Raw genomic sequence first — 13,708 nt, 5'->3', positions numbered from 1 at the left:
CGCTTCATAAGATCCGAATCAACTAAACGCTGATTTGGATCTTATGAAGCGATTCGTGGTTATGATACGCAATCTGCAAGCCGTAATTATCGCAGATCTGCTTTACAATCGCTAGCCCTAATCCGAGCGATTCGCCGCTTGCTGACTCTTTCTTAAAGCGATTAAAAAGGCTCGCAGGATCGGCCCTAAGCGCATTTCCTGTGTTACTTACTTCCAAAAAACCAGTCCCGGTTTTGATGCTGAGCTCCCCATTTTGATGGTTGTGACGAATGGCATTATTAACCAGGTTAACGATCAGGATCTCCGCCAGGGCAGGCGACATATTTACAATGAATTTTTCATCGCAATGCAGATTCACCTGGATATTGCGGTGAGAGATAATGTCTTCGAAATCTTTCAGCTTTGCCGCGGCCAGTTCCGAAAGATCTGTATTTTCATGGTCCGTAAATTGTTGATTTTCAATTTTGGCAAGAAGTAACAGACCTTGATTTAGCCTTGAAATCCTTCTGGATGCATGGTAAATTTCTTCAATCCAATAAGTTTGCTCTTTGCCTAAATCGCCCGTTTGAATGAACTGCTCAACACGCGCATTGATGAGGGCCAGCGGCGTCTGCATTTCGTGGGAAGCATTTTCGGTGAATTCTTTGAGGCTTTTGTAGTCGTGCTGCATTTTTGAGGCCATTTTCACCATGACGTCTTCCAGCTCATTAAATTCAGTAATCTCACTTTTAGGCAGTTCCAGCTTCTTATTTTTTGTCCAGTCAAAATCCTTGATATTGGCCAGCGATTCATAAAACGGCTGCCATATTTTACCCGACAATCGCCGCTGGAAAAAGAACATTCCCACCATTAACAAAGCGAGAAAAGCAATCATAATCCCTGAGATCGCCTCAATTAGCTTATAGGACTGGATCATCGACTTCCTGATCACAACCCGATGCGGATCCCCGTCTATCGAAGCGTAAAAAGTGACCTGCCTGAACGGATCAAGTGTTCCTTCATACCGATTCAGGATCACTGTATCCTTGAAAATCACCTCATCCGAAATGTTGCCATGGGTGGGAGTTACTTCGATTTTATTTTCTACAAAATACGCATCATCGAGCCACTCGTCGTGCTCCTCTACATAGGCTTCAAAATCACGCTTCTCGACTTTAAGCCTGCTTTCGACTTCATCGTAGATCATGTATTTGATACTCCAGAAGAAAGCAATGCCCACAGCCACATAGATTGTGAGTGATGCAAAAAGGTAAATCCGGCTGGTTTTTTGGAGTAATTTCAAGGTGCTGTGAATTTATAGCCAATGCCGTAAATGGATTGAATGTAGTCCTTCCCTCCCCTTTCCAGGATTTTTTTCCGGAGGTTTTTAATGTGTGAATAAACCATGTCCAGCGAATCGTAAGAATCCATATGATCGCCCCAGAGATGTTCCGCAATGGATTCTTTGGTCAGGGCCACGTCCGTATTTGCCAGGAAATAAAGCAAAAGATCGTATTCTTTTTTGGATAAGATCGCCTCTTTTTCACCAATAAAAACCTTCCTGGATTGCAATTGCACGCGGATTTCCTTCCAGATCATATCATTGTTCCCCCCAAAACTACGTCGGCGAATGAGCGACTTTACCCGCGCATTCAACTCGGAAAGGTGAAATGGTTTGGTCATATAATCATCCGAACCGATTTCGAGACCCTTAATCTTGTCTTCCAGCGTGTTACGAGCTGATATAATAATAATTCCCGTGGCTGCGGCTATCTTTTTCAATGTCTGAACAATGTCAAACCCATCGCCATCAGGCAATGTAAGGTCCACAATGGTGCAATCATATTGGTACAAGCTGATTTTTTCATCGGCTTGCCAGAATGTGTTGGCTACTTCACATATAAATCCCTCGCGCGTCAGATATTCAACGATGCTTTCTGCGAGGCCCTTTTCATCTTCTACTACTAATACTTTCATGGATAGGCTGCAAGATAACGGACAAAGGTAAAGGGTGAATCTGGAAAAATTTAGGAGATAATATTTTGTCCTCCAATGGCTTGAAATGGACATTTCTCCCAAATGTTTCCAGAATTGGCTCCTAGTTTCGTCCCAAAATATTGTTGGATCAAATAGTCATTCCATGTTTATAACCATCGTAAAATCGCTTTTTCCCATAAAGCATAAGACTCCGGACCCGGCCAGACGGTCATTGGTTTCTAAAAAATATGCATTGCTGTTTGCATTGTTCCTGCTTGCTCCGGCTGGCAGCTTGTTTGCCCAACAAGTGAATTTGCAGGAAATATTGCAGGAAGGCACTGAGAATTATCCATTTCTCAAATCAAAACAAGCTGAAATCCGGGGCGCAGAAAGCAGGGTAAAATCTGTAAAAACCGATTATCTCCCGACGCTTGTGGTGCAGGATCAATACACGTTTTCAACCAATAACAGCGTTGCTGGCTCGTTTTGGGGCAATGAAGGAAGTGTGATTTCTCCCTCAGGCGGCATCCGGCCGGATAACATTTACACCGGGACATTCGGAAGCTTTACAAGCGCGCTGGTGGATTGGCGGGTTTTCAATTTCGGTAAGGTGAAGGCCAATGTCAACACAGCCAAAGCCGAGCTCACACGAAGTCAGGCGGATTTTGAAAATGAATTATTCCAGCATCAGATCCGCATTGTCGACGCATATCTTGTTCTGTTAATCAATCAAAAACTGGTTGAAGCACAGCAGCAAAATCTGGAAAGAGCTTCGATTTTCAAGCGGGTAACGGATGCGGCAGTAGGTTCGGGAATGCGGCCGGGCGTGGATAGCTCGCTCGCAAGTGCCGAATATGCCAAAGCAAAATTGTTGGTGCTCGAAAGCCAGCGTTCTACCAAAGCCCAGGCATTACGCCTGGCAGAACTTACCGGCCAGTTGCGCGACAGCATTCAGGTGGATACGATGCAATTTTATTCACAATTGCCCGTCGGGACAGCATCAACAGATTCGTTTTTGAAAAATCCTGCATTGCGTTTTTCCCAAACCCAGATTGACGCTTCCTATGCCCGAAGCGCCGCTGTTCGTAAATCTTACCTGCCGTCAATCTCCATTATCGGCTCGGGATGGGCGCGTGGTTCAGGGGTTTCTAATAAAGACGATTCGTTTCACACCGGCTTTTCAAGCGGGGTTGGTTACCAGGTTTACAATTATCTATTCGGTGTTTCAACACGCTGGAACCTGACCAACATTTTGCGTGTCCGGAACGATTACAAAACCGAGCAGTTTCAGGTTGAGCGTTTCAAAGAACTTTATCAAACACAAAAATTGCAGCTGGACCGCCAATCGCGCGAGGCGGATATGCAATTCCAGCTTTCCATGGAACAGGCCCGGCTTACTCCGGTTCAGTTAAATGCAGCGCAACGTGCTTTCAATCAGGCACAAGCCCGTTACCAAAGCGGCCTAACCGACCTTTTCACATTGGCCCAAAGCGTCAATGCATTGAACCGCGCCGAGGTCGACAAATTCGTTACAAACGGCAATGTCTGGCGCGCATTGCTTATGCAGGCTGCGGCTGCCGGAGACCTGTCTATTTTCCTTAATCAAGTGGCTAAGTAAATAATCAATTCATTATGTATCAACTCATTAGAACTGCGCTGCGACAGCCAATTTCCATTGTGGTGGTGGTGATCGGGATCCTGTTTTTTTCCGTTCTCTCCATTCGCAGCATCCCTGTCGACATTTTCCCAAACCTTGATTTGCCCACAATTTACGTGGTGCAGCCATACGGTGGTATGGCTCCCGATCAGATGGACGGCTTCATTGCGACGCGTTACCAGGACCACTTTCTGTATGTTTCCGGGATACGGGATGTGGATGTGAAGACCATTCAGGGGCTTTCTCTGATCAAGCTTTCTTTTTATCCCGGAACTGATATGGCGCAAGCCGCCGCCGAAGTCGCCAACAATGTTTCGCGGGCAAAAGCGTACATGCCCGAAGGAACGGTTCCGCCGCAGGTTGTGCGTTTTGATGCCAGTTCAGTTCCCATTGGGCAAATGGTTTTTGAAAGCTCATCGCGGTCGTTAAATGAGATCCAGGATTTTGCCTCTTCGCGTGTACGGCCCATGTTCAGCCGCATTGAAGGCGTTTCCAGTCCGCCGCCGTTTGGTGGGAACCAGCGCACCATCGTAATCCGCGTCGATCCTGAGCGCATCAGAAGTTATCATTTGACGCCGGAAGAAATCATTAAATCCATCATTACCAACAACCAGCCGTCACCCGCGGGTAACATCCGCATGGGCGACAAAACCCTTATGACACCGGTTAACTCATTGATTAAGAAACCGGAAGACTTTCTTAACATTCCAATCCGCATTGGCGCAGGACCGACCGTTTTCGTCCGCGATGTGGGAACGGTGGAGGATGGCGCCGACGTGACGGTGAGTTATGCGTTGATCAATGGTCGCAGGGCAGTTTATATTCCTGTTGTAAAAAAATCAGATGCGTCTACATTGGACGTAGTCAATAATATCCGCGCAGCATTGCCGCAATTACGGAATGCTGTTCCGGAGGACGTGAAGATCTCCTATGAGTTTGACCAATCGGTTTATGTGACCAACTCGCTGAAAAGCTTGATCACAGAAGGGATTTTAGGTGCGTTACTAACCGGTTTAATGGTGCTCCTATTCCTTCGCGACTGGCGAAGTGTGATCATTGTGATTGTTACCATTCCAATTTCGATTCTGTCTGCTGTGATCCTGATGAATTTATTTGGTCAAACCATTAACATTATGACATTGAGCGGCCTAGCATTAGCCATCGGTGTTTTGGTGGATCAGGCGACGGTTACGATTGAGAATATTCACCAGCATCAGGAGATGGGCAAACCGAAGGAACAGGCCATTTGGGATGCCTGTAAGGAGATTGCTTTCCCTGAATTCCTGATCCTACTAGCGATTCTGGCCGTTTTCGCACCGTCATTCGTCATGAGCGGCATTCCCAGATCAATGTTTTTGCCGCTGTCGCTAGCCGTTGGTTTTGCTATGATCGCGTCATTTTTATTATCCCAAACATTGGTTCCGGTTTTGGCCAACTGGCTTTTGAAAGACCACCCGAAACATGAGGCGCCAACATTAGCATTGGACGATCAGGAAGTTAAGGACGTAATTGAAGAAGGTGTGCATCCATCATTGCCACCGAAGGGTTTTGAAAAATTTAAATTAAAATACATTGATTTCCTGAGTGGCATTATGCGGAAAGGGAAACTGGTGGTTCCGGTTTATCTCGTTGGTGCGGTTGCATTGATCGTTGGCGGATTTTTCCTGATCGGGACTGATATTCTACCCAAAGCCAACAGTCACCAGTTTCAGATGCGCCTGCGCATTGCAGACGGAACGCGCGTAGAACGCACCGAGGAGGCCACATTAAAAGTCCTCAATCTGATCAAGTCGGAAGTGGGTAAGGAACATGTCGAGATCTCGTCGGCGTATGTCGGCACGGTGCCTTCCAGTTATGGAACTTCCAACATTTTCGTGTTCAACAGCGGGCCGCATGAAGCCGTTTTGCAGGTTTCCTTGCATGAAGATTTTCCGGTAAAAATGGATGCTTTAAAGGAAAAACTGCGTGAGCGGATTGGTAAGGAAATTCCCGCATTAAAGATTTCATTTGAGCCGATTGAACTGGTGGATAAGATCATGAGCCAGGGCGCTTCCACGCCGATCGAGGTGAGTGTTGCTGCGAAGGATGTGGAAGAAGCAGGAAGATTTGCGAAAAAGATCCAGAAAGAAATGCAGCACATTGCGTTTCTGAGGGATGTTCAAATCGCGCAGCCGCTGGAATATCCGGTGCTCAATGTTGAGATTAACCGTGAGAGAGCGGGTCAACTTGGTATAACGTCGACGCAGGTTGCCAGATCCATGGTTGCTGCCACTTCATCAAGCCGTTTTACAGATAAAAACCTATGGCTGGACGATGCGAAAGGATTGGCATATCAGGTCCAGGTTCAGATTCCTGAGTATCAGATGACTTCCGTGGAAGACATTGGGACAATTCCATTAAAAACCGGCGTTAGCAATCCCCTATTGGCCGATGTGGCAACATTCTCACAAAAAACAGCGCCTGGAGAATACGACCGCGCCGGTCCGAACCGACTGGTGACTGTAACCGCGAACATTCACAAAAAAGATCTGGGTGCAGCTACGAAAGCCGTTCAAACTGCTATTAAAAATGCCGGTGAACCTCCGCGTGGTGTTTTGGTTGAGCTGAAAGGGCAATCTGATTTGCTTACCGAGACATTGGGCAGCTTGCAGGTGGGTTTGGTGATCGCCATTGTCATCATGTTCTTGTTGCTTTCTGCGACTTACCAATCCTTCAAATTGTCACTTGTTGTACTTTCAACGATTCCAGCGGTGGTTGTGGGGTCGATCGGCTTGCTGCTTATAACTGGCGCCACATTGAATCTCCAATCTTACATGGGCTTGATTATGTCGGTTGGGGTTTCCGTCGCAAATGCTATTATAATGGTTACCAATGCCGAAAACCTGCGTTTACAGCTCAATGACTCGCATAAGGCAGTGATTTTGGCAGCCGGAAGCAGGATACGGCCGATTTTAATGACCAGTATTGCGATGATTGCCGGGATGATCCCGATGGCATCCGGCATGGGCGAAGGCGGCGACCAGATTGCTCCGCTGGGCCAGGCTGTTATCGGTGGGCTTATCGCATCCACCTTGGCTTCATTGCTTATTCTGCCTGCCGTTTTTACAATGGTTCAGAAAAAGGCATCTATCCATTCCCTATCGCTCGATCCGGAAGATCCGGAAAGCAATTTTTTCCGAAACAAACTTCAAACATCCATTTCCATGAACACCCTGAAATCGTTAATCGTCATTGGAACGTGCACATTTGGCTTCATGTCGTGCAATTCCGAAGCTGAGACGACTAATAACAAAGAGCAAAAAGAAGAGAAAGCGCCAGCGACTGAAATGGCTGTGGTGCAAAGTCTGAAACCGGCCAAACAGCTTGCCCTACCCGGCGAATTGAAGCCTTGGAATAAGGTCAGCATTCATCCGAAAGTCAAAGGTTTTGTAAAAATGGTCAACGTTGACCGGGGAACGCTGGTGCGGAAAGGGCAGATTCTTGCAACGCTCGAAGCACCGGAAGTTTTGTCTGAATTAAGCCAGGCCAAAGCGCAACTGATCGCTTCGGAAGCCGCATTACACGAAAGCACCACGCGTTTTCAAACCAGCTCGCTGACTTACAATCGCCTACTGCGCACCAGCAAAACGGAAGGCGCCGTATCGCTCAATGAGCTGGATCTGGCAAAAGCAAGGTCGACCACCGACAGTTCGGCCGTTGCCATGGCACAGGGAAATGTGCAGGCTGCACGCTCTTACATGGAAACAAAATCACAACTGGCTAAATATCTGACTGTTGCGGCACCATTCGACGGCATTATTACCGAGCGGAATATCAGTCCGGGCGCATTGGTAGGGCCGGGAGAAAGCGGCGCTAAACCATTATTTGTTTTGGAAGACAATACAAAATTGCGGTTAACCCTGGCCATTCCCGAGAATTTGTCCAATGCAATTCCATCAAAAGGCGAGATTACTTTTACAGTTTCCGCAAGTCCCGAAAAGCAGTATAAAGGCGTATATGCAAGAAGTTCGAGAACATTAACCGAAGAAAACCGCTCCATGATGACCGAATTTGACGTGGATAACCGTTCCAACGAGCTCAAAGCAGGCATGTATGCGCAGGTGTCGCTTAACTCAGCCCGCACGGCCAACACATTATTCGTCCCGACATCAGCAGTCGTCTATTCCAGCGAGCAAGTTTTCGTAATCCGGGAAAAAGACAAAAAAGCCGAATGGGTGCCTGTAAAAAGAGGAACCGTCGTAGATTCCCTCGTCGAAGTCTTCGGCAATCTTCACGCCGGCGACCCGATTGTGAAGAAGGCTTCGGAGGAGTTTAGGAATGGGGAGAGTTTGTAAATAAAAAAACAAAATAAATATAGGGTTGAAAGTTGTCATTATGGCAACTTTCAACCCTATATTTGTGTTTAAAAAGGACACACTTTACATGAACGTGATCAGTTTTAAAAAATTAAGAGATTTTTACACTGCGCATCCCGATTCCAAAGTTTATTTGACATCGTGGTTTAAGACGGTTAGAAAAGCGGATTGGAAAGATTTCAATGATGTAAAACATGATTTCAGGAGCGTGGACCTCGTCGCGGACAATAGATTGATATTCAACATTAAGGGAAATCATTATCGTTTGATCGCCAGGATAAGTTTTGAGCACAAAAGGATCATGATCAAATGGATTGGAACACATGCTGATTACGATAAAATTAATGCAGTCAGAATATGAGCGAATTGAATATGGAGCTAAAAATTATTGAAACAGAGGAAGAATATAACAGGGCAATTGCGCGCATTGACGAGCTCTTTGACGCTAAAAAAGGCAGCAAGGATGCGAAAGAGCTTGATGTGTTGGTTTTGCTGGTTAATAAATATGAGCTTGAAAATTTCCCCATTGACGAACCCGACCCGATTGAATACATTAAGGTCAGAATGGAGGAAATGGGGCTTAAAGCGAGCGATCTTGTGCCTTATATGGGCAACAAAGGAAATGTTTCTCGCGTACTGAACCGGAAACGTGGATTATCGATTGAAATGATTCGAAACCTTCACAAAGGATTAGGGTTCCCGCTGGACGTATTGGTTTCTGAGCCAAAACTTACTCCGGCCTAAAATGAAAAGAGCAGCTTTCGCTGCTCTTTTCATTTTAAATCTATCCTATCAATTCCTGCTGTAAGTATCCAGTGTGGCTTGTGGGAAAGTTCTGAGAATGTCCGTCATGGTGTTTTTTACCATTGTTTCGCGGTCTTCTTTCTTGGTTGGTGCTTTCACTTTGCCGGAAGCCCATCCTTGCCAAACCATCCGGTCGCTGTTTTTCTGATAAATGTTCAGGATAAAACGGCTTTCCTGATAGTTATAGGTCGAAATGTTGTTTCCGCCGCCGTACCACCACATATAGGGCGAGTACATGTTGTTGGAACGCACTTGCTGACGTTCTTTCACATCGGTCATGAATCTTACAATAATGTCCGGGTTTTTGGTATCCATTTTATAACCTTTGGCCTCCATCACTTCTACGACCGCATCTCCCAGCCTTCTTCTGTTGAGCTCACTGCCCAAAAGCGGATCCTGCTCCATATTGTGCTCGGCTTCCACCTTGAAGGTCTTAAATTGTTTCAGATTGACAGAGGAATCATAATCGTAACTTACTTGCAGCGCCTGGCTGCATCCCATCATTAAGAGCCCCGCAACGACCACCGCAGCGGTGGACTTCATCAACTTCACTATGATTTTCATGTTTGTTTGAACGTTTAGTTATTGTATTAATCTGACAGTTTTCGAGGGCAAAAGTTTAATTGTTCGGACAACAATATCATATAAACTATAAACAAATATTTTTGGTATATAAGTTTAAAAAAAACATTTGACCAATGCCCTAATTGCATCACAGACAAGGTTTTCGAGTTATGCAAACGTTTGCACTAATGCCTCTCAAAAGGTAGACAATAGTCGTTCGGAAATGGTTGTAAAACAAAAAGCGCCCGGGGTTAGCCGGACGCGATGCACTGGGAATTTATAGGGACCACAAACTCTTTTACAAGGCTAAACTTTTTTATAATCCGGATGTTTGTAAGGATCCCTGTAAGGGCGGGCCAAAAGCGCATTGGCCTCTCTATCCCCAACAATTTCGCGTTTTACCGGATCATAAACAATGGGCCGCCCGGTTTTCATGGAAAGATTTGCAAGAATACAACTTGCGGTTGATATGTGACCTTCTTCAATGTCTGCAACGGGGTTGGTGCTGTTGTCGATGGCGCTCAAAAAGTCCAGCATATGCAGTCTTGTTGCTGGCGCAGCATTAAGTTCAATGGCCTTTTCGGACACATCTTCCGGATATTTTTCCTTTTCAAAAACTACATCTTTATGGATTTTGTCACCTTTGCCGTTGGGAATAAAGTCATAAGCCATTGTGCTCGCCCATAAAGTTCCTTTTTCACCGTAAAGCGTAAACGACCATGGATAATCAGGATTATTGGGCGTTCCCCAGGTGCGGTGCTGCCAAACGCAATTCAGCCCGTCATATTCAAAAATGGCAGACTGTGAGTCAGAAATATTGGATTTCCCTTCCTTCTGAACATAAATTCCGCCTGTTGAACTAATCTTTTTCGGCCAACCCAATTTCAACATCCAGCGCACGGTGTCAAACATATGTACACACATATCGCCCGTGATGCCATTCCCGTATTCCATAAATGTCCTCCACCAGCGGACGTGCGGCAGGCCGTCATATGGTCGCAAGGGCGCTGGCCCCGTCCATTTTTCATAATCCAGAAAATCAGGCACAGCCTCAACTGGTGGATTGCCGTTGTTGCGCATATGGAAATAGCAGCACATTTCAACGTGTGAAATCTTGCCCAGCAAGCCTGCGTCAACAATGTTTTTCTTCGCATCAATCAAGTGGGGCGTGCTTTTCCGCTGCGTTCCAACCTGGACCACTTTATTGTATTTGCGGGCAGCGGCGACCATTGCCTCGCCCTCCATTACATCCACACTGATTGGTTTCTGCACATACACGTGCGCGCCGGCTTTCACCGCATCGATCATCTGCAAGGCATGCCAATGGTCCGGTGTGCCGATCAGAACAATGTCCATTTCATTTTCAGCCAACATTTTTTGATAATCAGCATACAACTTCGGCGTCTTACCGGATTTCTGGCGCTGGCTCACAAGCTTTCCTGCCTCATTCAACTGATTTTTATCAACATCACAAAGCGCAAGCACTTCAACCGGAGCCACTTGGATCAATCGGAACAGATCACTTTTACCATACCATCCGGTTCCAATAAGTCCCACGCGAAGCGTTTTAGCAGGATTAATAAGGTCCATTCCCCTCGCCCCAAATGTAGAAAGCGCGAGTGCCGCCGTAGCACCATGCAGAAAATGACGGCGATTGATATTGAAATTATTCATTGATTGACTGGTTGGTTATGGGTCTGGTTTAGTTGTGACTAAAAGGGATGTGAGCGGCTGGTTTACTTTCAGCAAAATTTTTTATTTGAATTTGTGACCCCTTTCGAAGACTTACGTCTAAATGGGAAAAGAATTCGAAAGAAAATGAAATTGGATTATTACCAGACCAAGCCGAGCGATGACTATTTGTCTTTTAGATTTGAAAGTGTAAGTGATACAAAGACAATAAAAAAGATGATTACCTTCAAACCTATTCCTAAGGGCATCAATTTCTATAATCTGGCATTCGGCGATCTGGACGAACAGGACGAGATGGATGATCTTATGATTAGCAATAATGCTGATATGGAAAAAGTGATCGCAACAGTAATTCAAAGCATCTTTATATTTTGTCAAGTAAATCCTACCGCTTTGATATATATAGAAGGAAGTACACCGCAGCGAACACGCCTTTATAGAATTATAATCAACAAAGAGTTTGAAACGTTTCGAAAAGACTTTGAGATTTTTGGAATGATCAATACATTAGTTGAACCATTTAGCAGGAACCGGCCGTATACTGCGTTTGTTGTAAAAAGAGTAACTAAAATGACATTTAACTATGAAAAAAGAAGTTAAAACCGCCAGCCCTTTCTACAAGTCAGAAAAAGAACGCGCCGCTGTTGAAGCCTTTTCACAAAAGAAATTGCAACAAGCGATGAAGAGCCTTGAGAATGTTGATTTAAGCATTATTACCGGAAAGAAGGCATAATTGAAACGCCTACTTCAAAAACTGCTCAACGTTCTTTTTGGTTACCAACTGAAACGGGATTAAAACCTGTTTCTCAAACGCTCCTTTCTTAGCAGCCTTTACGGCTGTTTCTATTGCTTTGCCACCTTGCTCCTGGGCGTTTTGGAAGATTGTAGCGTTTAATGCTCCTATTTTCACGGACTGCAATGCATCAGGAATCGCGTCGACGCTTACTACGATTACTTTATCTTTCAAACCAGCTGCTTCAAGGGCTTTAACGGCTCCCATGCCCATTTCGTCGTTGTGAGCGAAGACCGCGTTGATCTTGGAACCGTAGGATTGAATCCAGTTTTCCATTAATGACATGGCTTTTGCGCGATCCCATTCGCCGGTTTGCTCGGCCAGCAATTTCATTCCCGGATTGGCTTTGAGGATTTCCTTTGCACCATTGTCCCGCTTAATTTGCGCAGCCTGGCCCATAAATCCGTGCATAATCAACACATTTCCTTTGCCGCCTAATTTCTCAGCAAGATATTTCATGGCAATGCGCGCAGATTCTGTGTCATCGGAACCAACAAATGCGGTGGGCTTTGCGGAAGTTTCGGAATTGACATTGATGATGGGAATGTTCGCATCCATCGCAAGTTTTACGGCAGGGGAACTGGCCTCGACTTCGCAAGGATTCATAATGATCGCGTCCACACCTTGTGCGATGAAGCTTTCGACTTGTTCCACTTGCTTTAACGCTGAGCGCTCGGCGTCAACGGTTATCAATTCAACACCCAGCTCTTTGGCTTTGGCTTCCATTTCGTCGCTGACATTGACGATAAACTCATTTTGCATGCTTAACATTGTCGCGCCAACAACAAGTTTTTTGCCAGAATCCTTTTCTCCATTTTCACTTTTCTGAGACTGATTGCAGCTTGCCATTGTGATACATAACGCTGCTATTAGAATGTATTTCATTGGATTAATGGTCATATTTTGATTCTATTTTTTTGGCAGGTGCCTTGAAATTAGCGATCTTTTTTACCCATGCTATCTAGCACCACAGCGCCAATAATAATGATTCCCATTACCACTTGCTGATAATAGGAAGTGACATTCAGCAAATCCAGACTGTTGCTAATAACTCCAATCAGCAAAGCGCCGATCAGCGTTCCGGTCATGGTGCCGGTGCCGCCGGATGTGCTTGTGCCTCCGATGATAGCGGCGGCAATCGCGTCGAGCTCAAATCCTGCGCCCGCATTAGGCTGGCCAGTAGTAATTCTGGATGTAAGCAAGATTCCCCCTACGGCAGAAAGCAGCCCGCAGAGTGTGTAAACCCACATTTTAACATTGGTAACACTAATGCCTGACGCCCTTGCAGCGGGCTCGTTTCCGCCTACTGCGTACATGTAACGCCCGAGGACGGTTTTGTTTAAAATAATGGAGCAAATAATGAAGGCGATGATCAGGATAATGATGGGAAAAGGAACTCCAAAGACATTTCCGCCGCCAATGAAGTTGAAGGAGTCTGACAAATTAGAGATGGGCCGACCTTTGCTTAGAATCAATGCAAGTCCTCGGCCAATGGTCATGGTTCCTAATGTTACAATGAAGGGCGGCACTTTGCTTTTTGTAATGACAAAACCATTGAATGCTCCGAAGAAAACACCTGCGCCCAATCCGGCAAATAATGGAACAAGCAAAGGATAAGTGTCCGGATGGGCGAACATGGCTGCCGTAACGCCGGCAACTGCAACCATCGATCCAAGCGAAAGGTCAATCCCGCCGGTTATGATCACAAAAGTGACGCCAAAAGCTAGCAAAGCATTGATTGAAACCTGCGTTCCAATGATTAGTAAGTTAGGAAGTGTGAAAAACCTGGGCGTGCTTAATGCTAAGGCCAGGCATATCAAAGCAAATGCCAAAAAGATGCCATATTGGCCAAAACGCTTCAATTGGAAAGATCTATCCATATTTATT

The 13,708-nt window shown here is 45.6% G+C and carries 12 protein-coding genes; 6 read left to right on the top strand and 6 right to left on the bottom strand.

All coding sequences use genetic code 11. The annotated features are described in order from the left end of the window. Positions 1-22 precede the first annotated feature (22 nt). Together L0659_RS00505 and L0659_RS00500 are read right to left on the bottom strand one after the other, a co-directional pair. Complete coding sequence (locus tag L0659_RS00505) at positions 23-1,282, bottom strand: HAMP domain-containing sensor histidine kinase (protein ID WP_235123553.1); 1,260 nt, start codon at positions 1,280-1,282, stop codon at positions 23-25. After that, positions 1,279-1,956: a response regulator transcription factor gene (locus L0659_RS00500; RefSeq protein WP_233797495.1), complete on the bottom strand. Its 678-nt coding sequence runs from the start codon at positions 1,954-1,956 to the stop codon at positions 1,279-1,281. The genes L0659_RS00505 and L0659_RS00500 overlap by 4 nt, the downstream gene beginning before the upstream one ends. Positions 1,957-2,119: 163 nt before the next feature. On the opposite strand from L0659_RS00500, the gene L0659_RS00495 reads away from it, so the two are divergent. From L0659_RS00495 to L0659_RS00475, 4 genes are all read left to right on the top strand, one after another. Next, positions 2,120-3,574 (top strand): TolC family protein, encoded by a 1,455-nt coding sequence (locus L0659_RS00495; protein ID WP_235123552.1) that lies wholly within the window; start codon positions 2,120-2,122, stop codon positions 3,572-3,574. A 14-nt stretch (positions 3,575-3,588) separates the two neighbouring features. Next, the gene (locus L0659_RS00490) at positions 3,589-7,947 is read left to right on the top strand and encodes an efflux RND transporter permease subunit (RefSeq protein WP_310590674.1); all 4,359 of its coding nucleotides are present in this window, start codon (positions 3,589-3,591) and stop codon (positions 7,945-7,947) included. A 64-nt stretch (positions 7,948-8,011) separates the two neighbouring features. Then, entirely contained in the window at positions 8,012-8,329 is a 318-nt protein-coding gene (locus L0659_RS00480; RefSeq protein ID WP_235123551.1) for a type II toxin-antitoxin system HigB family toxin, read from the top strand. After that, positions 8,326-8,712, top strand: coding sequence for a type II toxin-antitoxin system HigA family antitoxin (locus L0659_RS00475; RefSeq protein WP_235123550.1), 387 nt, complete (start codon positions 8,326-8,328; stop codon positions 8,710-8,712). Before L0659_RS00480 ends, L0659_RS00475 begins: the two co-directional genes overlap by 4 nt. Positions 8,713-8,760: 48 nt before the next feature. Here L0659_RS00475 and L0659_RS00470 read toward each other — a convergent pair whose 3' ends face one another. Both L0659_RS00470 and L0659_RS00465 read right to left on the bottom strand, forming a co-directional pair. Further along, the gene (locus L0659_RS00470) at positions 8,761-9,336 is read right to left on the bottom strand and encodes a DUF4136 domain-containing protein (protein ID WP_235123549.1); all 576 of its coding nucleotides are present in this window, start codon (positions 9,334-9,336) and stop codon (positions 8,761-8,763) included. A 306-nt stretch (positions 9,337-9,642) separates the two neighbouring features. Next, a complete protein-coding gene (locus L0659_RS00465) occupies positions 9,643-11,010 on the bottom strand; it encodes a Gfo/Idh/MocA family protein (RefSeq protein ID WP_235123548.1) in 1,368 nt (455 codons plus the stop codon). Positions 11,011-11,154: 144 nt separating this feature from the next. On the opposite strand from L0659_RS00465, the gene L0659_RS00460 reads away from it, so the two are divergent. Together L0659_RS00460 and L0659_RS00455 are read left to right on the top strand one after the other, a co-directional pair. Then, complete coding sequence (locus L0659_RS00460) at positions 11,155-11,628, top strand: DUF6934 family protein (RefSeq protein ID WP_235123546.1); 474 nt, start codon at positions 11,155-11,157, stop codon at positions 11,626-11,628. Next, positions 11,612-11,761 (top strand): hypothetical protein, encoded by a 150-nt coding sequence (locus tag L0659_RS00455; protein WP_235123545.1) that lies wholly within the window; start codon positions 11,612-11,614, stop codon positions 11,759-11,761. The genes L0659_RS00460 and L0659_RS00455 overlap by 17 nt, the downstream gene beginning before the upstream one ends. 9 nt (positions 11,762-11,770) lie before the next feature. Here the strand turns inward: L0659_RS00455 and L0659_RS00450 are convergent, their stop codons facing one another. After that, positions 11,771-12,706, bottom strand: a complete 936-nt coding sequence (locus tag L0659_RS00450; protein ID WP_235123544.1) for a sugar ABC transporter substrate-binding protein — start codon at positions 12,704-12,706, stop codon at positions 11,771-11,773. Between the two features lie 50 nt (positions 12,707-12,756). After that, the gene (locus tag L0659_RS00445; RefSeq protein ID WP_235123543.1) at positions 12,757-13,701 is read right to left on the bottom strand and encodes an ABC transporter permease; all 945 of its coding nucleotides are present in this window, start codon (positions 13,699-13,701) and stop codon (positions 12,757-12,759) included. Positions 13,702-13,708: the final 7 nt, after the last annotated feature.

It is taken from the genome of Dyadobacter sp. CY347, assembly GCF_021502655.1.
GTDB lineage: Bacteria > Bacteroidota > Bacteroidia > Cytophagales > Spirosomataceae > Dyadobacter.
The sequence above is the reverse complement of the archived record's forward strand: the minus strand, read 5'-3'. Positions and strand labels throughout refer to the sequence as shown.